General features: G+C 71.1%; 27 protein-coding genes. 20 read left to right on the top strand and 7 right to left on the bottom strand.

Annotated features, from left to right (window positions below; translation table 11 throughout):
- Window positions 1-114: 114 nt before the first annotated feature.
- A complete protein-coding gene (locus ABZ928_RS33345) occupies window positions 115-1,674 on the bottom strand; it encodes an oxidoreductase (RefSeq protein ID WP_361527180.1) in 1,560 nt (519 codons plus the stop codon).
- A gap of 155 nt (window positions 1,675-1,829) precedes the next feature.
- On the opposite strand from ABZ928_RS33345, the gene hisD reads away from it, so the two are divergent.
- The 10 genes from hisD to ABZ928_RS33295 all read left to right on the top strand — a co-directional run bounded on the left by hisD (window position 1,830) and on the right by ABZ928_RS33295 (window position 9,574).
- Complete coding sequence (gene hisD, locus ABZ928_RS33340; protein ID WP_361527178.1) at window positions 1,830-3,155, top strand: histidinol dehydrogenase; 1,326 nt, start codon at window positions 1,830-1,832, stop codon at window positions 3,153-3,155.
- The gene (locus ABZ928_RS33335) at window positions 3,152-4,270 is read left to right on the top strand and encodes a histidinol-phosphate transaminase (protein ID WP_361527176.1); all 1,119 of its coding nucleotides are present in this window, start codon (window positions 3,152-3,154) and stop codon (window positions 4,268-4,270) included. The genes hisD and ABZ928_RS33335 overlap by 4 nt, the downstream gene beginning before the upstream one ends.
- Window positions 4,267-4,860 carry an imidazoleglycerol-phosphate dehydratase HisB gene (hisB, locus tag ABZ928_RS33330; RefSeq protein ID WP_020137489.1) on the top strand — a complete coding sequence of 198 codons (594 nt, stop codon included), beginning with the start codon at window positions 4,267-4,269 and terminating at the stop codon, window positions 4,858-4,860. Before ABZ928_RS33335 ends, hisB begins: the two co-directional genes overlap by 4 nt.
- Entirely contained in the window at window positions 4,857-5,021 is a 165-nt protein-coding gene (locus ABZ928_RS33325; protein WP_361527174.1) for a hypothetical protein, read from the top strand. Before hisB ends, ABZ928_RS33325 begins: the two co-directional genes overlap by 4 nt.
- The gene (gene hisH, locus ABZ928_RS33320) at window positions 5,012-5,665 is read left to right on the top strand and encodes an imidazole glycerol phosphate synthase subunit HisH (protein ID WP_361527172.1); all 654 of its coding nucleotides are present in this window, start codon (window positions 5,012-5,014) and stop codon (window positions 5,663-5,665) included. Before ABZ928_RS33325 ends, hisH begins: the two co-directional genes overlap by 10 nt.
- A complete protein-coding gene (gene priA, locus ABZ928_RS33315; RefSeq protein WP_361527170.1) occupies window positions 5,665-6,402 on the top strand; it encodes a bifunctional 1-(5-phosphoribosyl)-5-((5-phosphoribosylamino)methylideneamino)imidazole-4-carboxamide isomerase/phosphoribosylanthranilate isomerase PriA in 738 nt (245 codons plus the stop codon). The genes hisH and priA overlap by 1 nt, the downstream gene beginning before the upstream one ends.
- Entirely contained in the window at window positions 6,399-6,788 is a 390-nt protein-coding gene (locus ABZ928_RS33310; protein WP_361527168.1) for a RidA family protein, read from the top strand. Before priA ends, ABZ928_RS33310 begins: the two co-directional genes overlap by 4 nt.
- A gap of 26 nt (window positions 6,789-6,814) precedes the next feature.
- Entirely contained in the window at window positions 6,815-7,570 is a 756-nt protein-coding gene (hisF, locus tag ABZ928_RS33305; protein ID WP_361527166.1) for an imidazole glycerol phosphate synthase subunit HisF, read from the top strand.
- Window positions 7,571-7,706: 136 nt separating this feature from the next.
- The gene (locus ABZ928_RS33300; RefSeq protein WP_361527164.1) at window positions 7,707-8,297 is read left to right on the top strand and encodes a helix-turn-helix domain-containing protein; all 591 of its coding nucleotides are present in this window, start codon (window positions 7,707-7,709) and stop codon (window positions 8,295-8,297) included.
- Between the two features lie 23 nt (window positions 8,298-8,320).
- Window positions 8,321-9,574: an MFS transporter gene (locus ABZ928_RS33295; protein ID WP_361527162.1), complete on the top strand. Its 1,254-nt coding sequence runs from the start codon at window positions 8,321-8,323 to the stop codon at window positions 9,572-9,574.
- A gap of 225 nt (window positions 9,575-9,799) precedes the next feature.
- On the opposite strand, the gene ABZ928_RS33290 is transcribed toward ABZ928_RS33295, so the two are convergent.
- Complete coding sequence (locus ABZ928_RS33290; protein WP_361527160.1) at window positions 9,800-10,435, bottom strand: TIGR03085 family metal-binding protein; 636 nt, start codon at window positions 10,433-10,435, stop codon at window positions 9,800-9,802.
- 74 nt (window positions 10,436-10,509) lie between these two features.
- Here ABZ928_RS33290 and hisI point away from each other — a divergent pair, with 74 nt between their 5' ends.
- From hisI to lgt, 10 genes are all read left to right on the top strand, one after another.
- Entirely contained in the window at window positions 10,510-10,917 is a 408-nt protein-coding gene (gene hisI, locus ABZ928_RS33285; RefSeq protein ID WP_361527158.1) for a phosphoribosyl-AMP cyclohydrolase, read from the top strand.
- A gap of 11 nt (window positions 10,918-10,928) precedes the next feature.
- The gene (locus ABZ928_RS33280; RefSeq protein ID WP_361527156.1) at window positions 10,929-12,407 is read left to right on the top strand and encodes an anthranilate synthase component I; all 1,479 of its coding nucleotides are present in this window, start codon (window positions 10,929-10,931) and stop codon (window positions 12,405-12,407) included.
- Window positions 12,408-12,478: 71 nt separating this feature from the next.
- Entirely contained in the window at window positions 12,479-13,120 is a 642-nt protein-coding gene (locus ABZ928_RS33275; RefSeq protein WP_361527154.1) for a TIGR02234 family membrane protein, read from the top strand.
- A gap of 162 nt (window positions 13,121-13,282) precedes the next feature.
- Entirely contained in the window at window positions 13,283-13,519 is a 237-nt protein-coding gene (locus ABZ928_RS33270) for an HGxxPAAW family protein (protein WP_361527152.1), read from the top strand.
- Between the two features lie 85 nt (window positions 13,520-13,604).
- Window positions 13,605-14,045: a DUF2752 domain-containing protein gene (locus ABZ928_RS33265; protein ID WP_361527150.1), complete on the top strand. Its 441-nt coding sequence runs from the start codon at window positions 13,605-13,607 to the stop codon at window positions 14,043-14,045.
- A gap of 138 nt (window positions 14,046-14,183) precedes the next feature.
- Complete coding sequence (gene trpC, locus ABZ928_RS33260) at window positions 14,184-14,993, top strand: indole-3-glycerol phosphate synthase TrpC (protein WP_266828420.1); 810 nt, start codon at window positions 14,184-14,186, stop codon at window positions 14,991-14,993.
- A gap of 307 nt (window positions 14,994-15,300) precedes the next feature.
- Window positions 15,301-16,584: a tryptophan synthase subunit beta gene (gene trpB, locus ABZ928_RS33255; RefSeq protein ID WP_361527148.1), complete on the top strand. Its 1,284-nt coding sequence runs from the start codon at window positions 15,301-15,303 to the stop codon at window positions 16,582-16,584.
- A complete protein-coding gene (gene trpA, locus ABZ928_RS33250) occupies window positions 16,581-17,399 on the top strand; it encodes a tryptophan synthase subunit alpha (RefSeq protein ID WP_361527146.1) in 819 nt (272 codons plus the stop codon). Before trpB ends, trpA begins: the two co-directional genes overlap by 4 nt.
- A 109-nt stretch (window positions 17,400-17,508) precedes the next feature.
- Window positions 17,509-18,285, top strand: coding sequence for a thioredoxin domain-containing protein (locus tag ABZ928_RS33245; RefSeq protein WP_361527144.1), 777 nt, complete (start codon window positions 17,509-17,511; stop codon window positions 18,283-18,285).
- A gap of 82 nt (window positions 18,286-18,367) precedes the next feature.
- Window positions 18,368-19,345, top strand: coding sequence for a prolipoprotein diacylglyceryl transferase (gene lgt / locus ABZ928_RS33240; protein ID WP_361527142.1), 978 nt, complete (start codon window positions 18,368-18,370; stop codon window positions 19,343-19,345).
- Between the two features lie 62 nt (window positions 19,346-19,407).
- Here the strand turns inward: lgt and ABZ928_RS33235 are convergent, their stop codons facing one another.
- Genes ABZ928_RS33235 through ABZ928_RS33215 form a run of 5 tightly spaced genes read right to left on the bottom strand, consistent with a single transcriptional unit; the run spans window position 19,408 to window position 24,953 of the window.
- Window positions 19,408-20,238 carry a CoA ester lyase gene (locus ABZ928_RS33235; RefSeq protein ID WP_361527140.1) on the bottom strand — a complete coding sequence of 277 codons (831 nt, stop codon included), beginning with the start codon at window positions 20,236-20,238 and terminating at the stop codon, window positions 19,408-19,410.
- Window positions 20,235-21,470, bottom strand: coding sequence for a CoA transferase (locus ABZ928_RS33230; protein WP_361527138.1), 1,236 nt, complete (start codon window positions 21,468-21,470; stop codon window positions 20,235-20,237). The genes ABZ928_RS33235 and ABZ928_RS33230 overlap by 4 nt, the downstream gene beginning before the upstream one ends.
- The gene (rbsK, locus tag ABZ928_RS33225) at window positions 21,467-22,360 is read right to left on the bottom strand and encodes a ribokinase (protein WP_361527136.1); all 894 of its coding nucleotides are present in this window, start codon (window positions 22,358-22,360) and stop codon (window positions 21,467-21,469) included. The genes ABZ928_RS33230 and rbsK overlap by 4 nt, the downstream gene beginning before the upstream one ends.
- Window positions 22,357-23,799, bottom strand: a complete 1,443-nt coding sequence (locus ABZ928_RS33220; protein ID WP_361527134.1) for an ADP-ribosylglycohydrolase family protein — start codon at window positions 23,797-23,799, stop codon at window positions 22,357-22,359. Before ABZ928_RS33220 ends, rbsK begins: the two co-directional genes overlap by 4 nt.
- Window positions 23,787-24,953 carry an ADP-ribosylglycohydrolase family protein gene (locus tag ABZ928_RS33215; RefSeq protein ID WP_361527132.1) on the bottom strand — a complete coding sequence of 389 codons (1,167 nt, stop codon included), beginning with the start codon at window positions 24,951-24,953 and terminating at the stop codon, window positions 23,787-23,789. Before ABZ928_RS33215 ends, ABZ928_RS33220 begins: the two co-directional genes overlap by 13 nt.
- Window positions 24,954-24,960: the final 7 nt, after the last annotated feature.

The following is a 24,960-nucleotide window of genomic DNA, read 5'->3' as shown; positions in this document are numbered from 1 at the left end:
CGCCAGAGGTTTCGAGCAAAGTGCGGAAAGTTGTACGGCGATAGGTCAAGAGTCGGTAAAGCGTTTACTGTTCAACAACTGTTCGATCGGTGTGCGCGCGGACGGGCGGAAGACCTAACTCCGCCGGAGCAGCCGTGTCGCTCCCGCCGCCACCGTCGTCGCGAGAATCCAGCCCAGCAGGATCATCGTCGCCGCCAGCCACTGCCATCCGCCCCGCAGCTGCCAGAACCCGACCTGGCCCAGGTCGATGACCGGCAGCAGCAGATCGAGGGAGAACAGGGCCGGGTTCCAGTACGGGGCCTCGCCGCTCTTGATGGGGGGATGGTTCGCGTGCGCGAACGCCAGCGAGCTCGCCGCCCACAGCACCGCCATCCATACCAGGGCCCGCCCCGGCCGGTACCCGTAGGCGACCGTCCAGTCCTGCGCGTATCCCCACACCTTGGCGGCGAGCGGCAGCGTCTCCCGGTGCCGGCGCTGCTTGGCGAGCAGCACCTCGCGCGCGTCCACGTCCTCGCCGCTCTCCCGCAGCACCGCGGCCAGCCGTTCGTACGGCTCCGGGTTGTACTCGGCGGTCGCCGCCGCCACCCACGCCAGCCGCTCGGCCAGCGGGAACCGGCCCTGCGGCACCAGGTTCTCGTAGCTGAAGCCGCCCATGTGCAGCTGCCCCGGACCCGGCCAGCTGTCCGCGTGGTCCATCAGGTTGCCCACCCGCGCCCCCGACAGGACCACCCGGCCGCGCGCCGGCTTCTCCCCGAGGAAGCGCAGCTCGGGCGTCTGGATGCGGCGCAGCGACACCTCCTGGTCGTCGGTGAGGGTGAACCGGGCCCGCTCGAAGTCGAGCGCGTCCCCGAACCGCCCGTCGTCCAGGCGCAGCCCGCCCACGCAGGAGAACCGCTGGATCCGCGTCCCGCGCGCCGGAGTCGCCCCGCTCAGCAGCGGGCTGCCGACGCCCGCCGGGGTCAGGTACACCGAGCGCTCGACCGTCAGCTGCGGGGCGTTCAGCGTGAGCCGCGTGTACGGGTTGGACAGCTGCGCGCCCCGCAGACTGAGCGAGCCGCCGACCTTGGCACTGCGCAGGCTCAGCTCACCGTGCGACTCCAGGAGCTCGGCCTGCAGGTCCTGCCCGACGGTCATGCCGTCGGCGGCGATCGAGCGGCCGCTGCGGTCGCGGTGGGCGATCGCCTGGTTGAGCAGCAGGTCGGTGCCGATGTGCGCGTCGGTCAGCCGTACACCGTTGTGGAAGCGGCAGCGGGGGAGGTGCAGATCCCCCTCGGTGTGCACCCGGGCCGCCTCCAGGCGCGGTACCGAGCAGTCCACCAGCCGCACGGTCGTGAAACGGGCCTCCGGCACCAGGACGTCCCGCTCGAAACGGCAGCCGCGCATCTCGACGTACGGCACCACGATGCCGCCGGCCAGGTCCAGCGTGCCGCTGACCTGCACCCCTCTGAGCTTCAGGGACGACACCCGGCCCGCGAGCGCGGGCGGTCCGTCCAGCAGCAGCCAGGCCACGATGCGGGCCCGCACGGTCCGCTCCGGACCCCACGGCGGCCCGCCGTGCGGATCGTCGGCGACCGCGTCCCCGCTGGCCAGGTCGTACACGCTGCCGTTGCGGAAGGCCTGCCACATCCCGGCCTCGGCGGGTGTCAGATCGTCCGGCAGGTCCCCCTCGGTCACAGCGCTCGCATCCCCCTCGGCTCCGGTCGGGCACAACCCTTGATGCCCGCTCAGCGACGCCCTGAACGCTAGACGTGCGGTGGATCTCCCGGGTTGCGTATCAGCCACTGGAATGCCTGAACGACGCCGAACCGTGGTCTGAGAGAATTGGGTCTGTGATCTCCCGAATCGATCTGCGCGGCGACGCCCTCCCCGAGGGCCCCGCCCTGCGCGACCTGCTGCCCCGAGCCGACTTCGACGTTCAGGCCGCCCTGGAGAAGGTGCGTCCGATCTGCGAGGCCGTGCATCATCGGGGCGACGCGGCGCTGATCGACTTCGCCGAGAAGTTCGACGGGGTGCGGCTGGAATCCGTACGGGTCCCGGCGCAGGCCATCAGCGACGCACTGGAGAACCTGGACCCGGCCGTCCGCGCGGCCCTGGAGGAGTCCATCCGGCGCGCCCGGCTCGTCCACCGCGAGCAGCGCCGCAGCACCCACACGACCCAGGTCGTGCCCGGCGGCACCGTCACCGAGAAGTGGGTGCCGGTCGACCGGGTCGGGCTGTACGCGCCCGGCGGCCGGGCCGTCTACCCGTCCTCCGTGATCATGAACGTGGTCCCGGCGCAGGAGGCCGGCGTCGAGTCCCTCGCCCTCGCCTCCCCGGCGCAGGCCGAGTTCGGCGGGCTCCCGCACCCGACGATCCTCGCCGCCTGCGCGCTGCTCGGCGTCGACGAGGTGTACGCCGCCGGTGGCGCGACCGCCGTCGCGATGTTCGCGTACGGCACCGAGTCCTGCCCGCCCGCCAACCTGGTCACCGGCCCCGGCAACATCTGGGTCGCCGCCGCCAAGCGCTACTTCACCGGCAAGATCGGCATCGACGCCGAGGCGGGTCCGACCGAGATCGCGATCCTCGCGGACGACACCGCCGACCCGGTGCACGTCGCCGCCGACCTGATCAGCCAGGCCGAGCACGACCCGCTCGCGGCCGCCGTCCTGGTCACCGACTCCGTCGCGCTCGCGGACGCGGTCGAGAAGGAGCTGGAGCCGCAGGTCGCGGCCAGCAAGCACATCGAGGACCGGATCGCCCCGGCCCTCGCGGGCAGGCAGTCCGCGATCGTCCTCGTCGACGGCATCGACGAGGGCCTGCGGGTCGTCAACGCGTACGGCGCCGAGCACCTGGAGATCCAGACGGCACGCGCGCAGGACGTCGCCGAGCGGGTCCGCAACGCCGGTGCGATCTTCATCGGCCCCTGGGCGCCGGTCTCGCTCGGCGACTACGCCGCCGGGTCCAACCACGTCCTGCCCACCGGCGGCTGCGCCTGCCACTCCTCCGGGCTGTCCGTGCAGTCCTTCCTCCGGGGCATCCACATCGTCGACTACACCGAGGACGCGCTCGCGGACGTCGCGCATCACGTGGTCACGCTGGCGGAGGCGGAGGACCTGCCCGCGCACGGCGCGGCGATCAAGGCAAGGTTCGGTTGGAAGGTGCCTGAGAGCAAGTGAGCTTCGGAATCGACGATCTCCCCGTACGGGACGAGCTGCGCGGCAAGTCCCCTTATGGCGCGCCCCAGTTGGACGTCCCCGTACGGCTGAACACCAACGAGAACCCCTACCAGCTGCCCGAGCCGCTGGTGGAGCGCATCGCCGAGCGCGTCCGTGAGGCCGCCCGCGACCTCAACCGCTACCCCGACCGGGACGCGGTCGAACTGCGCACCCAGCTCGCCAAGTACCTGACCGACACGTCCGGTCACGAGGTCGGCCTGGCCAACGTATGGGCCGCCAACGGCTCCAACGAGGTCATCCAGCAGCTGCTCCAGACCTTCGGCGGCCCCGGCCGGACGGCGATCGGCTTCGAGCCGTCGTACTCGATGCACGGGCTCATCGCGCGCGGCACCGGCACGGGCTGGATCTCCGGCCCGCGCAACGACGACTTCACCATCGACGTCGAGGCGGCCGTGCGAGCGATCGCCGACGCCAAGCCCGACGTCGTCTTCATCACCACCCCCAACAACCCCACGGGCAACGCGGTCCCGCCCGAGACGGTCCTCGCGCTGTACGAGGCCGCGCAGGCGGCGAAGCCCTCGATGGTCGTGGTCGACGAGGCGTACATCGAGTTCAGCCACGGCGACTCGCTGCTGCCGCTGATCGAGGGGCGGCCGAACCTCGTCGTCTCGCGCACGATGTCGAAGGCCTTCGGCGCGGCGGGCCTGCGCCTCGGCTACCTCGCCGCGCACCCGGCGGTGGTGGACGCCGTACAGCTCGTACGGCTGCCCTACCACCTGTCGGCCGTCACGCAGGCGACCGCCCTGGCCGCCCTTGAGCACACCGACACGCTGCTCAAGTACGTCGAGCAGCTGAAGTCCGAGCGGGACCGGCTGGTCACCGAGTTGCGGGCGGCGGGCTACGAAGTCGTCGAGTCCGACGCCAACTTCGTGCAGTTCGGCCTGTTCGAGGGCTCGGAGGGCTCGCACGCGGCCTGGCAGAAGATCCTCGACCGGGGTGTCCTGGTCCGGGACAACGGCATTCCGGGGTGGCTGCGGGTGTCCGCCGGAACCCCCGAAGAGAACGACGCGTTCCTCGACGCGGTCCGTGAACTGAAGAAGGAGCAGAGCGCATGAGCCGCGTAGGCCGCGTAGAGCGGGTGACGAAGGAGACCTCGGTCCTCGTCGAGATCGACCTCGACGGGTCCGGCAAGGTCGATGTGTCGACGGGTGTCGGGTTCTACGACCACATGCTCGACCAGCTCGGCCGCCACGGTCTGTTCGACCTGACCGTGAAGACCGAGGGCGATCTGCACATCGACTCGCACCACACCATCGAGGACACCGCCCTCGCCCTCGGCGCCGCCTTCAAGCAGGCGCTCGGCGACAAGGTCGGCATCTACCGCTTCGGCAACTGCACGGTCCCGCTGGACGAGTCCCTCGCCCAGGTGACGGTGGACCTGAGCGGCCGCCCGTACCTCGTGCACACCGAGCCCGAGAAGATGGCGCCGATGATCGGCGAGTACGACACCACGATGACCCGGCACATCCTGGAGTCCTTCGTCGCCCAGGCCCAGATCGCGCTGCACGTGCACGTGCCGTACGGTCGGAACGCGCACCACATCGTGGAATGCCAGTTCAAGGCGCTGGCGAGGGCCCTGCGGTACGCCTCCGAGCGCGACCCGCGCGCGGCCGGCATCCTCCCGTCCACGAAGGGCGCGCTGTGAACGGCCTGTCGACGGTCCTGATCGTCCTCGGCCTCTTCCTGGTCGGCGGGATCATCTCCTTCGCCAAGCAGCAGATGCCGAAGAGCCTCATCGTGCTGCTGTCCATCGGCGCCGCGATGTGTCTTGTCGCCGGTGTCCTGAGGCTGGAGGTGTGGAATTGAGCGCCGCTTCCGGCAAGAAGGTCGTCGTCTTCGACTACGGCTTCGGCAATGTGAGGTCCGCCGAGCGCGCCCTCGCCCGCACCGGCGCCGAGGTCGAGATAACGCGTGACTTCGACAAGGCCATGAACGCCGACGGACTCCTTGTGCCCGGCGTCGGCGCCTTCGCCGCCTGCATGAAGGGCCTCAAGGAGGCGCGCGGCGACTGGATCATCGACCGCCGGCTCTCCGGCGGCCGCCCGGTCATGGGCATCTGCGTCGGCATGCAGATCCTCTTCGCGCGCGGCATCGAGCACGGCGTGGAGACCGAGGGCCTCGACGAGTGGCCCGGCTCCGTCGAGCCGCTCCAGGCCGAGATCGTGCCCCACATGGGCTGGAACACCGTCGACGTGCCCACCGGCTCCGAGCTGTTCGCCGGCCTGGACACGGACGCCCGCTTCTACTTCGTGCACTCCTACGCCGTCCACGACTGGACCCTGGAGACCGCGAACCCGGCGATGAAGGCCCCCCTCGTCACCTGGACCACCCACGGCAAGCCCTTCGTGGCCGCCGTCGAGAACGGCGCCCTGTGGGCCACGCAGTTCCACCCCGAGAAGTCCGGCGACGCCGGTGCGCAGCTGCTGAACAACTGGATCGGAACCCTCTGATGCCCGCGAAGCCCTCACGGCTCGAACTCCTCCCCGCCGTCGACGTCCGTGACGGCCAGGCCGTCCGCCTCGTGCACGGCGAGTCCGGCACGGAGACCTCCTACGGCTCCCCGCTGGAGGCCGCCCTCGCCTGGCAGGCGGCGGGCGCCGAGTGGCTGCACCTCGTCGACCTGGACGCCGCGTTCGGCACCGGCGACAACCGGGACCTGGTCCGCCAGGTCACCGAGGCCATGGACATCAAGGTGGAGCTGTCCGGCGGCATCCGCGACGACGCCTCCCTGGCGAAGGCCCTCGCCACCGGCTGCACCCGCGTCAACCTCGGCACGGCCGCCCTGGAGACCCCCGAGTGGGTCGCCAAGGTCATCGCCGAGCACGGCGACAAGATCGCGGTCGGCCTCGACGTACGCGGTACGACCCTCAAGGGCCGCGGCTGGACCAGCGAGGGCGGCGACCTCTACGAGGCGCTGGCGCGGCTCGACAAGGAGGGCTGCGCGCGGTACGTCGTCACCGACATCGCCAAGGACGGCACGCTCCAGGGCCCCAACCTGGAGCTGCTGCGCAACGTCTGCGCGGCGACGGACCGGCCGGTCGTGGCGTCGGGCGGCGTGTCGTCCCTGGACGACCTGCGGGCCATCGCGGAGCTGGTACCCCTCGGTGTCGAGGGCTCCATCGTCGGGAAGGCCCTGTACGCGAAGGCGTTCACCCTGGAAGAGGCCCTGGAGGCTGTGTCGTCATGAGTGATGCCGTACGGCGTGTGCAGAGCGGGAGTCCCTGGGAAGAGTCCTTCGGTTTCGCACGCGCCGTCGCGGCGGGCGACCGCGTCCTGGTGGCGGGCACGACCTCCTTCAAGGGCCAGGTGCTGTACGGCGAGGGCGACCCGTACGAGCAGGCCAGGGTGGCGTTCACCAGCGCGGTCGAGGCGATCGGCGAGTTCGGGCTCGGTGTCGAGTCCGTGATCCGTACGCGGATGTATCTCACCCATGCGCGGGACGTGGACGACGTGGGCCGCGCGCACAAGGAGCTCTTCGACACGGTGCGCCCGGCGGCGACGCTGCTGGTGGTGGACGGGTTCGTCGATCCCCGCATCCTGGTCGAAGTGGAACTGGAAGCCTTCCGAGGCTAGAGGCAATACAGAGGAGCCGTGGATTCATGACCCTGGCGGTCCGAGTCATCCCCTGCCTGGACGTGGACAACGGCCGGGTCGTCAAGGGCGTCAACTTCCAGAACCTGCGCGACGCGGGCGACCCCGTCGAGATGGCCAAGGTGTACGACGCCGAGGGCGCCGACGAGCTGACGTTCCTGGACATCACCGCGTCCTCGGGCAACCGCGAGACCACGTACGACGTGGTGCGCCGCACCGCCGAGCAGGTCTTCATCCCGCTGACGGTCGGCGGCGGTGTGCGGACCGCCGAGGACGTGGACAAGCTGCTGCGGGCGGGCGCGGACAAGGTGGGCGTCAACACGGCCGCCATCGCGCGCCCCGAGCTGATCAAGGAGATCGCGGAGCGGTTCGGGCGCCAGGTGCTGGTGCTGTCGGTGGACGCGCGCAGGACTCCTGAGGGCACCTTCGAGGTCACCACCCACGGCGGCCGCAAGGGCACCGGCATCGACGCCGTCGAGTGGGCGCACCGGGCCGCCGAGCTGGGCGCGGGCGAGATCCTGCTCAACTCGATGGACGCGGACGGCACCAAGGACGGCTACGACCTGGAGATGATCGCCGCCGTCCGCAAGCACGTCACGGTCCCGGTGATCGCCTCCGGCGGCGCCGGCAAACTCGCCGACTTCGCCCCGGCCATCGAGTCGGGGGCGGACGCGGTGCTGGCGGCGTCGGTGTTCCACTTCGGCGACCTGCGGATCGGCGAGGTGAAGGACGCGTTGCGGGGGGCGGGGCACCCGGTGCGGTGACGGGCCCTGACATGTTCTGAGGCGTTGAGGTAAGCCCCGGCCACCTGGTGGTCGGGGCTTACTTGTCGACAGATAGGAAAGAGAAGTTGCGCAAAATCTATTGCGCAACTTTTCTTTCGTATCTACGGTGGGACACATGACAGGCAAGGAGAGAGACCGCAGGATCACGGATGTGGGCACGCTCAAGGCGCTCGCCCACCCGCTGCGGATGCGGCTGTACCGGAACCTGACGCTGGCCCGGGTCGCCACCGCCTCGCAGCTGGCCGAAGCGGTCGACGAGGCGGTCTCGCTGGTCAGTTATCACCTGCGGAAGCTCGCGGAGCACGGGCTGATCGAGGAGGCCGAGCCGCGGAGCGCCGACGGCCGGGAGCGGTGGTGGCAGCCCGCCTCCGAGGGCGTCAGCATCCGCGACGAGGACTTTCGGGACGCACCCCAGGAGGCGGCCGCACACGCGGCGGCCACCAGGATCTTCGCCGATCAGCGCATCGAGATGTACCGCCGCTGGCTCGACGAACGGTCCACCTGGAACGCCGAGTGGAACCGGACGGCCACGTCCACCGAGTCGTCGATCCGCCTGACGGTGGCGGAGACGGCCGAACTGAACAAGGAGCTGCTCGCGCTGCTCCACAAGTACGACGAGCTGGGCCGGGTCGCCGAAGCCGCAGGTGACACCGAGGGCCGCGAGAACGTCGCGGTGCACACGTACACCTTCCCGTTCCGCGCCTGAGACGTTCCGAGAGGACCCCGCCCATGACCACCGCCACGCTCATAGCCCCGACGGACGTCGTCTCCCGCCCCGCCCACCGCGACGGCAACGTCCTGCGCTGGCTCGCCGCCTACACCTCCTCCATGGTCGGCGACAGCGTGTACTACATCGCCCTGTCCTGGGCCGCCGTACAGGCCGGGAGCCCCTCGCAGGCCGGTGTCGTGATGTCGGTCAGCGCGCTGCCGCGGGCGATCCTGATGCTCGGCGGGGGAGTCATCGCCGACCGGCTCGGGCCGCGCAGGGTGGTCGTCGGGAGTGACGTGGTGCGCTGCGCGGCGGTCCTGGCGGTGGCCGCGCTGCTGTTCCTCACCAGCCCGGGGCTGTGGCCGCTGGCCGCGCTCGCCCTGGTCTTCGGGGCCGTCGACGCGGTGTTCGTGCCGGCCGTGGGCGCCCTCCCCGCGCGCGTGACGACACGCGACCAGCTGGCGCGCGTGCAGGGCATGCGGGGGCTCGGCATCCGCTTCGCGAGTGTCGTCGGCGGGCCGCTCGGCGGGCTCGGGGTGGCGGTCGGCGGCGCGGCGGCGGCGTTCGCGCTCGCGGGGCTGCTGATCGCCGTGTCCGTGCCGCTGCTGGTCTCCGTACGGCTCCGGGAACTCCCCGCCGACGACAAGGCGGCCACGCCCCGGGGCACCGCCTGGAGCGACCTGGTCGCCGGTCTGCGCTACATCCGCGGCCACCGCGTCCTCGCCCCGCTGATGCTGGCCATCGCCCTCGGCGACCTCGGCTTCGTCGGTCCCCTCAACGTCGGCCTCGTCCTCCTCGCCGACGAACGCGGCTGGGGCGCCGCCGGGATGGGCTCGGTGCTCGCCGGGTTCGGTGTCGGGGCCGGTATCGCCTCCCTGCTGCTGACCGTGCGCGGACGGTTGCCCCACGCCGGGCGGGTGGCGGCGTTCGCGATCATCGCGGGCTCCGTCGCGATCGGCGCCCTCGCCTACGCCCCGAGCATCGTCGTGGCCGTCGGTACGGCCCTGCTGGTCGGGCTCCTCGCCGGCCTCAGCGGCGCGATGTGCGGCGCCCTCCTCCAGACCCAGGCCGACCCCGCCTACCTCGGCCGCGTCACCGCCGTCTCCAGCCTGGTCAGCCTCGGCCTCGCCCCGCTGAGCATGCCGGTGTCCGCCGCGGCGATCGGGGCGTGGGGGACCGGACCGGTGTTCGTCGTGAGCGCGGCGGTGTGCGGGCTCGGCGGGGTCGTGGCCCTGGCGGTACGGGACCTGCGGCGGGCCGAACTGCCGAAGTGAGGGAGCGGCTGAGCCGATGAGCGACCTGCCGGTCGCGCGGACGAGCGGCTGGGCCACCAAGGGGCCGCGGCGCCTGTCCATGGCGTGGCGGCGGGTCAGCGGCTGAGCCGCCTGGCCACTCGGCCACCGCGCCCTCCGCCCGTCGAGCGGCCCAGCGGCTGAGCCATCCGCCCACCGGACCACGCATCCACCGAGCCTCCGGTCACCCGCCGGAGGCTCCCGCGTTCAGATGCCCAGTTCCTTCGCCTCGTGCAGCTTCGCGATCGCGTCCTTGTCGCCGTCCAGCGCGACGTCGGCGGCGCTCTGGCGGCCGTACAGGAACAGCAGCAGCTCCGAGGGCTCGCCGGTCACCGTCACGACCGGGGCGCCGCGGTGGGCGACCGACGTCTGGCCGTCCGGGCGGCGCAGGACGAGGCCGGTGGGGGCGCTGCGGCCCATCAGGCGGGCGGTGCGCTCCAGACGGGTCCACAGGGCGTCCTGGAAGACCGGGTCGAGCTCGCGCGGGGTCCAGTCGGGCTGGGCGCGGCGGACGTCCTCGGTGTGGACGTAGAACTCGATCGTGTTGGAGGCTTCGTCGATCTGCTTGAGGTTGAACGGGGAGAAGCGCGGCGGGCCGGTACGGATCAGCTGGATCAGCTCCTCGTACGGCTTGGCGGCGAACTCCTCCATCGCCTTGTCGAGGCGGCCGGCGAGCTGCTTGATGAGGAGGCCGCCGGCGGCGTCGGGCCGGCGCTCGCGCACCACCACGTGCGCGGCGAGATCCCGGGTCTGCCAGCCCTCGCACAGGGTGGGAGCCTCGGGACCGGCGGTCTCCAGGAGGTCGGCGAGCAGAAGTCGTTCACGCTTGGCGAAAGTCGACATGCCGTCAGCCTACGACCGCGTTCCGGGTCCGCACAGTGGACGCCACGCCTGCTCTGTCAGTGGCGCGCGGCACAATGGCACCCATGACCAGCAGCACGCCCGCGCCCAGCCCCCTCGACCCGGAGATCGCCGCGCGCCTCAAGCGCAGCGCCGACGGGCTCGTCCCCGCCATCGCCCAGCAGTACGACACCGGTGAGGTGCTCATGCTCGGCTGGATGGACGACGAGGCGCTGCACCGCACCCTCACCACCGGCCGCTGCACCTACTGGTCGCGCAGCCGCCAGGAGTACTGGGTCAAGGGCGACACCTCGGGCCACTTCCAGTGGGTCAAGTCGGTCGCGCTGGACTGCGACGCCGACACCGTGCTGGTCAAGGTCGACCAGGTCGGCGCCGCCTGCCACACCGGCGCGCGCACCTGCTTCGACGCCGATGTGCTCCTCAAGGACGGCGCCGGTTCCGGCGTACCGGCCACGGATCAGTAAGGTCACCGGCCATGGACCTCGAGACCTTCCGCAAGCTCGCCACCGACCGGCGTGTCATCCCGGTCACGCGCAAGCTCCTCGCCGACGGCGACACCCCGGTCGCGCTCTACCGCAAGCTCGCCGCCGAGCGCACCGGCACCTTCCTGCTGGAGTCCGCCGAGAACGGCCGCTCCTGGTCCCGCTACTCCTTCGTGGGCGTCCGGTCCGCCGCCACCCTCACCGCGCGCGACGGCCAGGCCCACTGGCTCGGCGCCCCACCGGTCGGCGTCCCCGTCGACGGCGACCCCCTCGCCGCCCTGCGCGCCACCATCGAGGCCCTCCACACCCCCCACCAGGAGGGTATGCCGCCCTTCACCGGCGGCATGGTCGGCTACCTCGGCTACGACATCGTGCGCCGCCTGGAGAAGATCGGCCCCGGCGAGCGCGACGACCTGAAGCTCCCCGAGCTGACCATGCTCCTGACCAGCGACCTCGCCGTCATGGACCACTGGGAGGGCTCGGTCCTCCTGATCGCCAACGCGATCAACCACAACGACCTGGACACCGGCGTCGACGAGGCCTACGCGGACGCGGTGGCCCGCCTGGACGCCATGGAGGCGGACCTCACGCGCGCGGTGGCCCAGCCGCCCGCCGTACTGCCGCCCTCCGAACTCCCCGAGTACACCGCGCTGTGGGGCGGCGAGGAGTTCCAGGCGGCCGTCGAGGACATCAAGGAGCGCATCCGCGCGGGCGAGGCCTTCCAGGTCGTCCCCTCGCAGCGCTTCGAAACGCCGTGCACGGCCAGCGCGTTGGACGTCTACCGGGTCCTGCGGGCGACCAACCCGTCCCCGTACATGTACCTGTTCCGCTTCGACGGCTTCGACGTGGTCGGCTCGTCCCCCGAGGCCCTGGTCAAGGTCGAGGACGGGCGGGCCATGGTCCACCCCATCGCCGGCACCCGCTGGCGCGGGGCGACCCCGCAGGAGGACCAGGCCCTCGCCGACGAACTGCTCGCCGACCCCAAGGAACGCGCCGAGCACCTGATGCTCGTCGACCTGGGCCGCAACGACCTCGGGCGGGTCTGTGAGCCGGGCTCGGTGGAGGTCGTGGACTTCATGTCCATCGAGCGCTACTCCCACGTCATGCACATCGTCTCGACGGTCACCGGCAAGGTCGCCCAGGGCCGCACCGCCTTCGACGTCCTGACCGCCTGCTTCCCGGCGGGCACCCTCTCCGGCGCCCCGAAGCCCCGCGCGATGCAGATCATCGACGAACTGGAGCCCTCCCGACGGGGGTTGTACGGCGGCTGCGTCGGCTACCTCGACTTCGCCGGCGACTCCGACACGGCCATCGCCATCCGTACGGCACTGCTGCGGGACGGCACGGCGTACGTCCAGGCCGGCGCCGGAATCGTCGCCGACTCCGACCCGGTCGCCGAGGACCAGGAGTGCCGTAACAAGGCGGCGGCGGTGCTGCGGGCGGTGCACACGGCGAACCGGCTCGGCAAGTAGGTCGTCCAGCAAGAAGTGCGGCGCTTCTCATATGAACCCCGGGTGACGGTTCGCCCGGGGTTAGGGCGATAGTGGAGTACGTGACTGCTGTACCGCACCCCCGTTCCGAAGCCGCAGGCCCCGCCAGGGCCGGACGGCTCAGCCTCGCCGTAGCCCTCCTCTCCGGCGCGCTCGGCGCGGCCGTGGCGCTGCTCTCGACCCGCCAGGAGTGGTCGTCGGGCACCGCCACGGTGGCCGGCGGCGACTTCCCGTTGACCGCCAGGGGCAGCGATGTCACCGGCGTCCCCGCGGCCCTCGCCATAGTGGGCCTCGCCGCGCTCGTCGCCGTCTTCGCCGTCCGCAAGGCGGGCCGCTTCGCGGTCGCCGGGCTTCTCGCGCTCTCCGGCGCGGGGATCATCGCCGCGGCGGTGCTGGGGGCGACGGACGCGTCCGCGCTGGACGAGCAGGCCGCGAAGGCCTCCGGCGATGCGGCGGCGTCCGTGGCTGGGCTGAGTCATACCGCCTGGCCGTACGTTGCTGCTGTCGGCGGGGCGTTGATTTTGCTGGCCGGGTTGCTCGCGCTGCGTTACGGGCGGTTGTGGCCTGCGATGTCCGGGCGGTACGAGCGGAATGGGGAGCCTCGGGTGAGTCGGCGGGCGAAGGCTGTGGATCCTGAGCGGCCTGAGGAGATGTGGAAGGCGCTGGACCGAGGAGAGGACCCGACAGGGGCCTAGAGAGGTTGCGTTTCGGCTGCCCGGCCGGTGGGGGCTGGTCGCGCAGTTCCCCGCGCCCCTTAGGTTGGTTGGGCTACCCCCGATCACTTTGTGCGGGCGCGTGCGGAAGAATGAAGGCTGAGCGTCCGGCTCAGACACGTTTACAGCAACGAGGAGCAAGTCATGGCGGGCAGCAGCCACGGTCACACTTTGGCCGCTTGGACCGGTGTCACTATCGCCTTCATCGGTTTCTGCGTATCGGGCGCCTTCATGGTGCTGGCCGAGCCGCTGGGATTCTGGGCGGGCATGGTGATCGTGGTCGCCGGTGGCATCGTCGGCTGGATCATGAGCGCGATGGGTCTGGGGCAGCCGAAGGACGCTCACAAGGCGCTGGTGACCTCGGCGCAGGCCGAGAGCTGATCCGGCGGTAACGCGGTCGCGTACGACTTCCTGAGGGGCGGCCCCGTGCCGCCCCTCACGCGTGTTCCGGGCCCGGGGAGGCACAATGCGAGGCGTGAACGCCGACAGCCACAGGGTGACGCCGTACGCGACGAGGGCGGGGCGGCTGGCCGTGCCCGCGGGGGTGCTCGCGGCCGTCGCCGGGGCCTTCGCGTATGTCGGGGCCGTGGATCCGAACGAGCCCGGTCATTACCCCGTCTGTCCCCTCCTGCGCTACACGGGCATCTACTGCCCGGGGTGCGGCGGACTGCGCAGCGCGCACGCGTTCATCCACGGGGACCTGCTGACCGCGCTCCAGGCCAACGCGCCCGCCGTTCTCGGCTATCTGGGGTTCGCCGTGCTGTGGACCGTCTGGGTGGTCCGTGCCGCGCGCGGGCGGCCGCTGCGGCTCGACCTGGGGCCCGTGCAGCTGTGGAGCGTGGGCGCATTGCTGCTGGTCTTCACCGTTGTCCGGAACCTGCCCTTCGGTGGCTGGCTGCACCCTTGATCAATTGATGAACGTCCAGGTAGTGGGACCGCCGTCAACCGGATGCGAGGCCTACGCCTTCCTCCGGATACCATCGCAGTGACCACCTCTTCTCACTGGTCGCTGGAACTGTCAACCGTCTGGAAGGGGGCCGCTCGCGTGAGTGTGCTCGACGAGATCATCGACGGCGTCCGTGCCGACCTCGCGGAACGGCAGGCGCGCGTCAGCCTCGACGAGCTCAAGGAGCGCGCGGCGAAGGCTCCCGCGGCCAAGGACGGAGTCGCCGCCCTGCGGGGCGACGGCGTCAAGGTCATCTGCGAGGTCAAGCGGTCCAGCCCCTCCAAGGGCGCGCTGGCCGCGATCGCCGACCCGGCGGGCCTCGCCGCGGACTACGAGGCGGGCGGAGCCGCGGTCATCTCCGTCCTCACCGAACAGCGCCGCTTCGGCGGCTCGCTCGCCGACCTGGAGGCGGTCCGCGCGCGCGTGGACATCCCGGTCCTGCGCAAGGACTTCATCGTCACGTCGTACCAGCTGTGGGAGGCCCGCGCGTACGGCGCCGACCTCGCCCTGCTGATCGTCGCGGCCCTCGACCAGCCCGCCCTGGAGTCCCTCATCGAGCGCGCGGTCTCCATCGGCCTCACCCCGATCGTCGAGGTCCACGACGAGGACGAGGTCGAGCGCGCCGTCGACGCCGGCGCCAAGGTCATCGGCGTCAACGCCCGCAACCTGAAGACCCTTGAGGTCGACCGCGGCACCTTCGAGCGCGTCGCCCCCGAGATCCCCGACCACATCGTCAAGATCGCCGAGTCCGGCGTCCGCGGCCCCCACGACCTCATCGCTTACGCCAACGCCGGCGCCGACGCGGTCCTGGTCGGCGAGTCCCTCGTCACGGGCAAGGACCCCAAGTCGGCCGTCTCCGACCTGGTCGCGGCGGGCGAGCACCCGGCATTGCGGCACGGGCGCAGCTGATCATTCGATAGGCTTGCGCGCGATGACTCCGACCATCCCCACCGCTTCCGCGGACCGCTACGCCCGCCTCGCGCGCGGCTGCCGTCCGCGAGGCTGCCGCGCCCCCGCCCGCCGGGTGCACGGCCGCAGGGTGCGGTACGTGATCGGAGATGAGCCGGGGCAAGTCAATGGCATGCGATGGCAAGAGCGCCCCGTCAGGGGCGCGGGGAACTGCGCGACCAGCCACAACGGGTCCGCTGCCAACTGATTACCCCGCTCCCCACGGCGATCAGTGCTGTTCACACACCACTCACCGTGAGGTTTCCGCATGCCCAGCGAGTTCTTCATCCCTGACCCCGAGGGTCAAATCCCCAGCCCCGAAGGCTACTTCGGCGCCTTCGGCGGCAAGTTCATCCCGGAGGCCCTCGTCGCCGCCGTGGACGAGGTCGCCGTCGAGTACGACAAGGCCAAGCACGACCCCGAGTTCGCCCGTGAACTCGACGACCTGCTGCTCAACTACACGGGCCGCCCGTCGGCCCTCACCGAGGTCCCCCGCTTCGGCGCGGAAGCCGGTGGCGCGAGGATCTTCCTGAAGCGGGAAGACCTGAACCACACCGGCTCCCACAAGATCAACAACGTCCTCGGGCAGGCCCTGCTCACCAAGCGCATGGGCAAGACGAGGGTCATCGCCGAGACCGGCGCCGGCCAGCACGGCGTCGCCACGGCCACCGCGTGCGCGCTGTTCGGCCTTGAGTGCACGATCTACATGGGTGAGATCGACACCCAGCGCCAGGCCCTCAACGTGGCCCGCATGCGCATGCTCGGCGCCGAGGTCATCGCCGTGAAGTCCGGCAGCCGCACGCTGAAGGACGCGATCAACGAGGCGTTCCGCGACTGGGTCGCCAACGTCGACCACACGCACTACCTCTTCGGCACGGTCGCGGGCCCGCACCCCTTCCCGGCGATGGTCCGCGACTTCCACCGCGTCATCGGCGTCGAGGCCCGCCGCCAGATCCTGGAGCGGGCAGGACGGCTCCCCGACGCGGCGATCGCCTGTGTCGGCGGCGGCTCCAACGCCATCGGCCTCTTCCACGCCTTCATCCCGGACGCCGACGTACGCCTCATCGGCTGCGAGCCCGCCGGCCACGGCGTGGAGACCGGCGAGCACGCGGCGACCCTGACCGCGGGCGAGCCCGGCATCCTGCACGGTTCCCGGTCCTACGTCCTCCAGGACGAGGAGGGCCAGATCACCGAGCCGTACTCGATCTCGGCCGGTCTGGACTACCCGGGCATCGGCCCCGAGCACTCCTACCTCAAGGACTCCGGCCGCGGCGAGTACCGCGCGGTCACCGACGACGCGGCGATGCAGGCGCTGCGGCTGCTGTCCCGCACGGAGGGCATCATCCCGGCGATCGAGAGCGCGCACGCCCTCGCGGGTGCGCTGGAGGTCGGCAAGGAGCTGGGCAAGGACGGGCTGATCATCGTCAACCTGTCCGGGCGTGGCGACAAGGACATGGACACGGCCGCGCGCTACTTCGGCCTGTACGACACCGACGCCGAGGTCGCGGCCGACGCCGCCGACCTCGCCGAGATCGAGGGGGACGCCAAGTGAGCGGGAACATTCAGCTGCTGACCGACACCCTCGCCGGTGCCAAGGCCGAGGGCCGGTCCGCGCTCATCGCCTACCTCCCGGCCGGGTTCCCGACCGTGGACGGCGGTATCGAGGCGATCAAGGCCGTCTTCGAGGGCGGCGCCGATGTCGTCGAGGTGGGGCTGCCGCACTCCGACCCGGTTCTCGACGGTCCCGTCATCCAGACCGCCGATGACATCGCCCTGCGCGGCGGTGTCAAGATCGCCGATGTCATGCGGACGGTGAAGGAGGCGTACGACGCCACCGGGAAGCCGGTGCTCGTGATGACGTACTGGAACCCGATCGACCGCTATGGCGTCGAGCGGTTCACCGCCGAGCTCGCCGAGGCGGGTGGCGCCGGGTGCATCCTGCCCGACCTGCCCGTGCAGGAGTCGGCGCTGTGGAGGGAGCACGCGGAGAAGCACGGGCTCGCGACCGTCTTCGTCGTGGCGCCCAGCAGCAAGGACGAGCGGCTCGGGCAGATCACCGCGGCGGGCAGCGGGTTCGTGTACGCGGCCTCGCTCATGGGGGTCACCGGTACGCGCGCGTCGGTGGGGGCGCAGGCCCAGGACCTGGTCGAGCGTACGCGCGCGACCGGCACCGACCTGGCCGTCTGTGTCGGGCTCGGGGTCTCCAACGCCGAGCAGGCCGCCGAGGTGGCCGGCTTCGCCGACGGGGTGATCGTCGGCTCGGCCTTCGTGAAGCGGATGCTGGACGCGCCGGACGACAAGGCGGGCGTGGAGGCGGTGCGCGAGCTCGCGGGCGAGCTGGCGAAGGGCGTGCGCGAGAAGGCGTAACACCGCCTGCGGATCCCGGCCGTAGTCGGGATATTTCGTACAGGTCACTCGAACGGGTGGACCTGGGGCCGGGGAGGCGCGCTGCGCCTCCCCGGTTCGTTCTGCGGGTGTGAGCGAGAAGAACCGTGAGGGAAAGCGCACCGCCCGTGAGCGGCTGGCGGTCGAGCGAGAGAAGCAGAAGGCCGCGGAGAGGCGGCGGCGGACGCTGATCGTGGGTGCCAGTGTCGTCTGTGTCCTGGGGCTCGCGGCGGTGATCGGAGTGGTCGCCGCCAACTCGGGCAAGGACGACGACAGCGACACCGCGGGCCCGGTCGTGGCGCCCTCGGGGGCCAACGGCGACGACAACCTCGCCATCCCGGTCGGAAAGACGAGCGCCAAGTCCACGCTCACGGTCTGGGAGGACTTCCGCTGCCCGGCCTGCAAGTCCTTCGAGGACGCCTACCGCTCGACCATCCACGAGCTGACCGGCTCCGGACAGCTGAAGGTCGAGTACCACCTCGCCACGATCATCGACGGCAACATGGGCGGCTCCGGCTCCCGCAAGGCGGCCAACGCGGCGGCCTGCGCCCAGGACGCGGGCCAGTTCACCGCGTACCACGACGTGCTGTACGAGAACCAGCCCTCCGAGACCGACGACGCCTACGCCAAGGACAGCAAGCTCATCGAGCTGTCGAAGAAGGTCGACGGACTGGACACGGCGAGCTTCCGTTCCTGTGTCGAGAACGGCACGCATGACAGCTGGGTCGCCAAGTCCGCGGCGGCCTTCCGCAACGGCGGATTCAGCGGCACCCCGACCGTCCTCCTCGACGGCAAGAACATCTACCAGGACCAGACCATGACCCCGGCCAAGCTGAAGCAGCTGGTGCAGAAGGCGGCCAAGGGGTAAGGGATTCACGCCCTCCCGTTATGGACCCGTAGCCGGGCCGCCTGCCGTGGGCGCCGCCCGGCACGGTAGCGTCGGGGTTGCCATGGAACTTGCCTACATTCCCAGCCCGTCGCGCGGGGTGATCCACCTCGGCCCCATTCCGCTGCGCGGCTATGCGTTCTGCATCATCATCGGCGTCTTCGTCGCAGTCTGGCTCGGCAACAAGCGCTGGATCGCCCGGGGCGGGCGGGCCGGCACGGTGGCCGACATCGCGGTCTGGGCCGTGCCGTTCGGTCTGCTCGGCGGCCGGCTCTACCACGTGATCACGGACTACGAGCTGTACTTCAGCGCGGGCCGCGACTGGGTGGACGCCTTCAAGATCTGGGAGGGCGGCCTCGGCATCTGGGGCGCGATCGCGCTCGGTGCGGTCGGCGCCTGGATCGGCTGCCGCCGCCGGGGCATCCCGCTGCCGGCCTACGCCGACGCCATCGCCCCCGGCATCGCCCTCGCGCAGGCGATCGGCCGCTGGGGCAACTGGTTCAACCAGGAGCTGTACGGGCGGGAGACGGACCTTCCGTGGGCCCTGCACATCACGTCCTCGACGGACGGCCGGGTGCCGGGCTACTACCACCCGACCTTCCTGTACGAGTCCCTGTGGTGCATCGGCGTCGCCCTCCTCGTCATCTGGGCCGACCGCCGCTTCAAGCTGGGCCACGGTCGGGCGTTCGCGCTGTACGTCGCCGCGTACTGCGTGGGCCGGTTCTGGATCGAGTACCTCCGCGTCGACGACGCCCACCACATCCTGGGCATGCGGCTGAACAACTGGACCGCGATCGTCGTGTTCCTGCTCGCCGTGGCGTACATCGTCATCTCGGCGAAGAAGCGCCCGGGCCGCGAAGAGATCGTGGAACCGCTGGCCGACGGTCCCGACGGCCCCGACGGTGAGACCGAGAAGTCCGAGGACACCGAGGGCGCCGAGGAGAAGGCCGAGGACGCCGACTCCGCCGAGGGCGTGGAACTGACCAAGGACGAGGCGGCCGAAGAGGCGAAGGACGAGGCCGAGTCCGCCAAGAAGAGCTGAGCATTGGTCGTACGACGATGAGGGCGCCCCGAGATCTCGGGGCGCCCTCATCGTCGTACGGGTCAGATGCGGTGGGCCAGGGACAGGGTGCGTTGGGCCGCTGCCACCACCGCCGCGTCGATGAAGCTGCCGTCCGGCAGGGCCTGGGCTCCCTGCTCGACCGTGGCGGCCTTCACGATCGTCTCCGCCTGTTCGATCTCCCGGGTCGTGGGGAGGTAGGCCTGTTCGATGACCGGGAGTTGGCGGGGGTGGATGGCGGCCCGGCCCAGGAAGCCGAGGGTGCGGCCGTGGGCGCAGGAGGCGGCCAGGCCCTCCAGGTCGCGGATGTCGGGGTGGACCGACTGGGGCGGGGGAGGCAGGGCGGCCGCTCTCGCCGCCACGATGACCCGGGAACGGGACCAGTCGAGGCCGGCGTCGTCGCGTACGCCGAGGTCGGCCCGTAGGTCCGCCTCGCCGAGGGCGATGCCGCGCAGGGACGGGTGGGCGGTGGCGATGTCGTAGGCGCGTTCCACGCCGAGGGCGGTTTCCAGGAGGGCGTAGAGGGAGAGGGCGCCTCCGGCGGCGGGGGGTGTGCGTTCGGCGATGGTGGTGATCTGCCGCGCGGAGGTCACCTTCGGGAGGCGGAGGCCGGAGAGGCCGGGGAGGGCGGCCAGTGCGGTGAGGTCGGCCGCCGCGAGCGGGCTCTCCAGGGCGTTCACGCGGACGTGGACGGGGCTTGGCCGCGGTTCCGAGAGGAGTTCCGCCGTGGCGTCGCGGGCGTAGGACTTGCGGTCGGGGGCCACCGCGTCCTCCAGGTCGATCACCACGACGTCGGCGCCCGCCGTCAGGGCCTTCGTCACCACGTGCGGGCGGTCGCCGGGGACGTAAAGCCAGGTCAGCGGTGGGGCCGTCATACCGCGCCCTCCTCGCGCAGGGTCGCCAACTCGGCCTCCGTCAGGCCCAGTTCGGTGAGGATCTCCGTCGTGTCCGCGCCGTGCGGGCGGCCGGCCCAGCGGATCGCGCCGGGGGTGTCGGAGAGGCGGAAGAGGACGTTCTGCATGCGGAGCGGGCCCAACTCCGGGTCGGAGACGGTGGTGATGGTGTCCAGGGCCGCGTACTGGGGGTCCGTCATGACGTCCCGGATGTCCTGGATGGGGGCCACCGCCGCCTCAGCCTTCTCGAAGGCCGCCAGGACCTCGGAGCGGGTGCGGGCGGCGATCCAGGTGCCGACCGCCTCGTCGAGGACGTCGGCGTGACGGGCGCGGTCGGCGCCGGTGGCGAACCAGGGTTCGGTGGTCAGGTCCTCGCGGCCCACCAGGCGCAGGACGCGTTCCGCGATCGACTGGGCCGAGGTGGAGACGGCGACCCAACTGCCGTCCGCGGTGCGGTAGGTGTTGCGCGGGGCGTTGTTGGCGGAGCGGTTGCCGGTGCGTCGCTGGACGTAACCGAGTTGGTCGTACCAGGTGGGTTGCGGGCCCAGGACGCCGAGGATCGGTTCGATGATCGCCATGTCGACGACCTGGCCCTCGCCCGTGCGGTCACGGGCGGCGAGGGCGGTCATCACCGCGTACGCCGTCGCGAGGCCAGCGATGGAGTCGGCGAGGCCGAAGGGCGGGAGCGTCGGGGGCGCGTCCGGTTCGCCGGTGATCGCGGCGAAGCCGCTCATGGCCTCGGCGAGGGTGCCGAAGCCGGGGCGGTGGGCGTAGGGGCCGAACTGGCCGAAGGCGGTGACGCGGGTGAGGATCAGGCGGGGGTTGACGGCGGCGAGGTCCTCCCAGCCGAGGTCCCACTTCTCCAGGGTGCCGGGGCGGAAGTTCTCGATGACGACGTCCGCGGTGGCGGCGAGCCGGAGGAGGGTGGCTCGGCCGCCGGGCTTGGAGAGGTCCAGGGTGATCGTCCGCTTGTTGCGGCCGAGGACTTTCCACCACAGTCCTACGCCGTCCTTCGACGGGCCGTGGCCGCGGGAGGGGTCGGGCTTGGCGGGGTGCTCGACCTTGATGACCTCCGCGCCGAAGTCGCCGAGCAGGGTGGCCGCCAGGGGGCCGGCGAAGAGGGTGGCGAGGTCGAGGACGCGGAGGCCGGTGAGGGGGGCGGGGTGAGGTGTGGGGTGCGCGTTCGTCGTGGGCTGCGGGTTCGTGGGGTTCATGCGGTGAACTGCTTGTCGATCTCCTGGCGGTACGGCATCGATGCCGAGGCGCCCGGTCGCTGGACCGAGATGGCCGCCGCCGCTGATGCCCATCTGAGGGACTCGCGCATGGGGCGGCCCTCGCCGAGGGCCACCGCGAGGGCGCCGACGAAGGTGTCGCCCGCGCCGGTCGAGTCGATGGAACTGACCTGGGGAGCGGGGACGGTGAGGGGGTCGGCGTCGCGGGCCACGTAGAGGCTGCCGGCGGAGCCCAGGGTGATGACCACCTCGGGTACCTCTTCGAGGAGGGCGAGGGCCGCGGCGTGCGGGTCGGTGCGGCCGGTGAGGGTGGTCGCCTCGTGCTCGTTGGGGATCAACAGGTCGGTGGCGGTGAGGAGTTCGATGGGGAGGGGCTGGGCGGGGGCCGGGGTGAGGATCGTCCGGACACCGTGGGCGCGAGCCGCGTCGGCGCCCGCGACGACCGCCGCGATCGGGATCTCCAGCTGGAGGAGCAGGGCGTCGGCGGAGGCGATCAGGCTCTCGTCGCCGGGGGCCAGGTGGTCGACGGTGCCGTTCGCGGCGGGGATCACCACGATCGCGTTGCCGCCCTCGTCGTCGACGACGATGTGGGCGGTGCCGGACGGGCCTTCGACGGTGCGGAGATGGTCGGTGTCGACGCCGGAGTGTTCGAGGGTGGAGCGGAGCTGGGTGCCGTAGGCGTCGTTGCCGACCGCGCCGATCATCGAGACGGTGGCGCCCGCGCGGGCGGCGGCGATCGCCTGGTTGGCGCCCTTGCCGCCGGGGATCGTACGGAACTCCCGTCCCGTCACCGTCTCTCCGCGTTGCGGGGCCTTCTCGACGTAGGCGACGAGGTCCATGTTCGTGCTGCCGAGTACGGCGATGTGCGTCATGGGCGGGAAGCCTCCAGGTGGGTGAGGTGGGCGAGGGTGTCGAAGCCGGTGCCGTCGAAGTCGGCGACGGAGGTGGAGAGGCGGTTCTTGAGGGGGGTCGTCCAACGGTCGGGGAGGTGATCTGGGGTGCCGGTGAGGAACGCGGCGATGCTGCCCGCGGTGGCGCCGTTGGAGTCGGTGTCCCAGCCTCCGCTCACCGCCTTGCAGATGGAGGCGGTGAAGTCGCCGTTCGCGTGGGTGAGGGCGGCGGTGATCAGGGCGGTGTTGGGGATGGCGTGGACCCAGTGGTGGGTGGTCGCGTAGGTGGCGTGGAGTTCGTCCACGACCTTGTCGAAGTCCTCTGTTTCTTCGGCCAGTTGGATCGCGTGGTGGATCGCTTGTGACAGGCGGGAGGTCGGGGGGATCACGGTGAGGCCGGTGCGTAGGCAGGTGTGGATGTCGTGCTTGCCGGTGGCGGCGGTGGCGATGGTGGCTGCCGTGAACATCGCCGCGTAGACGCCGTTGGCGGTGTGGGTGAGGGTGGCGTCTCTGTGGGCCTGTTCGGCTGCGGCGGCGGGGTTTCCCGGGTTGGTCCAGCCGTGGATGTCGGCTCGGATCAGGGCGCCGATCCACTCGCGGAAGGGGTTGCGGTGGCGGGCCGTGTGTGGGGGGTCCAGGCCGAGGAGGAGGTTGCGGTAGGCGATGCGTTCCGCTGTGAAGGTGCGGCCTGCGGGGAGTTCGTCGAGCCAGAGTTGTGCCACGTCCTCGGTGGTGAAGTGTCTGCCGTGGCGTTGGAGCAGGAGGAGGTTGAGGAGGGGGTAGTTGAGGTCGTCGTCCTCGGGCATGCCGTCGATGTTCTCGGCGAGGGAGGTGGGGGCTGAGCGGCGGTTCCAGGGGTGGGCGTCCAGGAGGGGCTGGGGGACTCCCTTGGCTGTGAAGTAGGTGGTGAGGGGCCAGTTGCCGGTGGATTTGGCTAGGGCGCGGATGGCTTCTAGGGGGAGCTTCTCTACTGGTTTGCCTAGGAGGCAGCCGATTGCTCTGCCTAGCCAGGCTGCTTCGTAGGCTGACGGGGTGGGGGCTGAGGTGGGGGTGGGTGCGCTTGCCCGCGCTGGCGGGGTGCCGCCTGCGCCCACCCGTGCCGCCCCAGCGGCACGATTGCCCGCAGCTTGGGCTGAGCAGGGCCATGCCGGGCAGGTGGTCTTGATTTTTGTCAGGTCTGTTGGTTCGGCTTCTTCCAACTTGCTTGGTAGGTCTGCCAGTTCGTCCAGTAGGTCTTTGGCCAGTTGGCGGAGGTATCTGGAGGGCGGTTCGGCGGAGGCTCCTGCTCGTAGGGGGGCCTCCTCTCCTCCCGCTGCCTTCCATCTCGCTGCGATCAGGCATGCCTCTCGGCCGTCCAGTGCTGCCTGGCGGAGTTCGTGGCCCAGGAGGTCTTCCGGTTGGACCCAGGTCAGTCGGCGCATCTTGGGCCTCCGAGGGCGGTGACGGCTGCCTTGTGGGTCTCGTGGCGGCGTACGTCTCGCTCGTAGATCTCCTGGGTTACCTCGGTCAGAGTGGTCGCCGGTTCCCACAGGTCCAGGCGGCTGGCTTCCGATACCTGTTTCGCCCAGGTCTCCGGGGGCGGGGAGCCCAGGGCTCCGGCGAGTGCGCCTGCCATCGTGGCGATGGAGTCGCAGTCGCGGCCGTAGTTGACGGCGCCCAGGACCGCTCGGCGGTAGTCGCCGTCGGCCACCAGCAACATGCCCAGGGCGATGGGGAGTTCCTCGATCGCGTGGACGCGGGAGGGGCGGCGGGCGGCCAGGGACGGGGAGCGGTAGTCGGGGCCCACGGTGTCGTAGGGGGCCACCGCCTCTCGTAGGGGCTTCAGGGCCGATTCGAAGTCCGTGTGGTGCTGGGCGGCTTCGCAGACCTTGAGGATCGCCGTCCGGGTGCCGTCCTTCGCCTGGGAGAGGCATGCCGTGACCACCGAGTCCGGGGTCGCGTTCGGGGTGCAGGCCGCCGCCACCGCCGCCGCGAAGACCGCCGCCGCCTCCCTGCCGTACGACGACTGGTGGGCGCCCGCGATGTCCAGGGCCTCCGTGTAGGCGGCTCTGGGGTTGGCCGCGTTCACCAGGCCCACCGGGGCCATGTACATCGCCGCGCCGCAGTTCACGATGTTGCCCACGCCTGCCTCGCGCGGGTCGACGTGGGCGTAGTGGAGGCGGGTCACCAGCCATTTCTCGGCGAGGAAGACGCGGTGGAGGGGGAGGGCCTCCTGTTCCAGTTCCGGGATCCAGCGGGGGGTCGTCATGAGGTCCGGGACCAGGTGGTCGGCGATCGCGTACGCGTCCAGGTGGTCGCGGACCTTGGCGTAGACCCTGATCAGGGCGTGCGTCATCAAGGTGTCGTCGGTGACGTGGCCGTCGCCCTTGTGGTACGGGGCGATCGGGCGTGCCGTGCGCCAGGCGTCGCCGTTCCAGGGGCCGACGATGCCGTGGACGCGGCCGGCGTGGCGTTCGAGGATCTGGTCGGGGGAGTAGCCCTCGACGGGACCGCCGAGGGCGTCGCCCACCGCCGCGCCCACGAGGGAGCCGGTGATCCGATCCTCAAGGTTGGTTTCAGGACTTTTGGGCGTCATGCCCCGA

This window comes from Streptomyces sp. NPDC046909 (assembly GCF_040644695.1).
GTDB lineage: Bacteria > Actinomycetota > Actinomycetes > Streptomycetales > Streptomycetaceae > Streptomyces.
Note: the sequence above shows the minus strand (reverse complement) of the source record. Positions and strands in the feature narration are given on the sequence as shown.

Excerpts from the sequence above, each read along its gene's own strand:
- lgt (WP_361527142.1), top strand. The coding sequence starts at position 18,368 with ATGGAACTTGCCTACATTCCCAGCCCGTCGCGCGGGGTGATCCACCTC.
- ABZ928_RS33230 (WP_361527138.1), bottom strand. The coding sequence starts at position 21,470 with ATGAACCCCACGAACCCGCAGCCCACGACGAACGCGCACCCCACACCT.
- hisF (WP_361527166.1), top strand. The coding sequence starts at position 6,815 with ATGACCCTGGCGGTCCGAGTCATCCCCTGCCTGGACGTGGACAACGGC.
- ABZ928_RS33300 (WP_361527164.1), top strand. The coding sequence starts at position 7,707 with ATGACAGGCAAGGAGAGAGACCGCAGGATCACGGATGTGGGCACGCTC.
- trpB (WP_361527148.1), top strand. The coding sequence starts at position 15,301 with ATGCCCAGCGAGTTCTTCATCCCTGACCCCGAGGGTCAAATCCCCAGC.
- hisI (WP_361527158.1), top strand. The coding sequence starts at position 10,510 with ATGGCACCCATGACCAGCAGCACGCCCGCGCCCAGCCCCCTCGACCCG.
- ABZ928_RS33290 (WP_361527160.1), bottom strand. The coding sequence starts at position 10,435 with ATGTCGACTTTCGCCAAGCGTGAACGACTTCTGCTCGCCGACCTCCTG.
- ABZ928_RS33235 (WP_361527140.1), bottom strand. The coding sequence starts at position 20,238 with ATGACGGCCCCACCGCTGACCTGGCTTTACGTCCCCGGCGACCGCCCG.
- priA (WP_361527170.1), top strand. The coding sequence starts at position 5,665 with ATGCCCGCGAAGCCCTCACGGCTCGAACTCCTCCCCGCCGTCGACGTC.
- ABZ928_RS33280 (WP_361527156.1), top strand. The coding sequence starts at position 10,929 with ATGGACCTCGAGACCTTCCGCAAGCTCGCCACCGACCGGCGTGTCATC.
- hisB (WP_020137489.1), top strand. The coding sequence starts at position 4,267 with ATGAGCCGCGTAGGCCGCGTAGAGCGGGTGACGAAGGAGACCTCGGTC.
- ABZ928_RS33295 (WP_361527162.1), top strand. The coding sequence starts at position 8,321 with ATGACCACCGCCACGCTCATAGCCCCGACGGACGTCGTCTCCCGCCCC.
- rbsK (WP_361527136.1), bottom strand. The coding sequence starts at position 22,360 with ATGACGCACATCGCCGTACTCGGCAGCACGAACATGGACCTCGTCGCC.
- ABZ928_RS33310 (WP_361527168.1), top strand. The coding sequence starts at position 6,399 with ATGAGTGATGCCGTACGGCGTGTGCAGAGCGGGAGTCCCTGGGAAGAG.
- ABZ928_RS33270 (WP_361527152.1), top strand. The coding sequence starts at position 13,283 with ATGGCGGGCAGCAGCCACGGTCACACTTTGGCCGCTTGGACCGGTGTC.
- ABZ928_RS33265 (WP_361527150.1), top strand. The coding sequence starts at position 13,605 with ATGCGAGGCGTGAACGCCGACAGCCACAGGGTGACGCCGTACGCGACG.
- ABZ928_RS33220 (WP_361527134.1), bottom strand. The coding sequence starts at position 23,799 with ATGCGCCGACTGACCTGGGTCCAACCGGAAGACCTCCTGGGCCACGAA.
- ABZ928_RS33215 (WP_361527132.1), bottom strand. The coding sequence starts at position 24,953 with ATGACGCCCAAAAGTCCTGAAACCAACCTTGAGGATCGGATCACCGGC.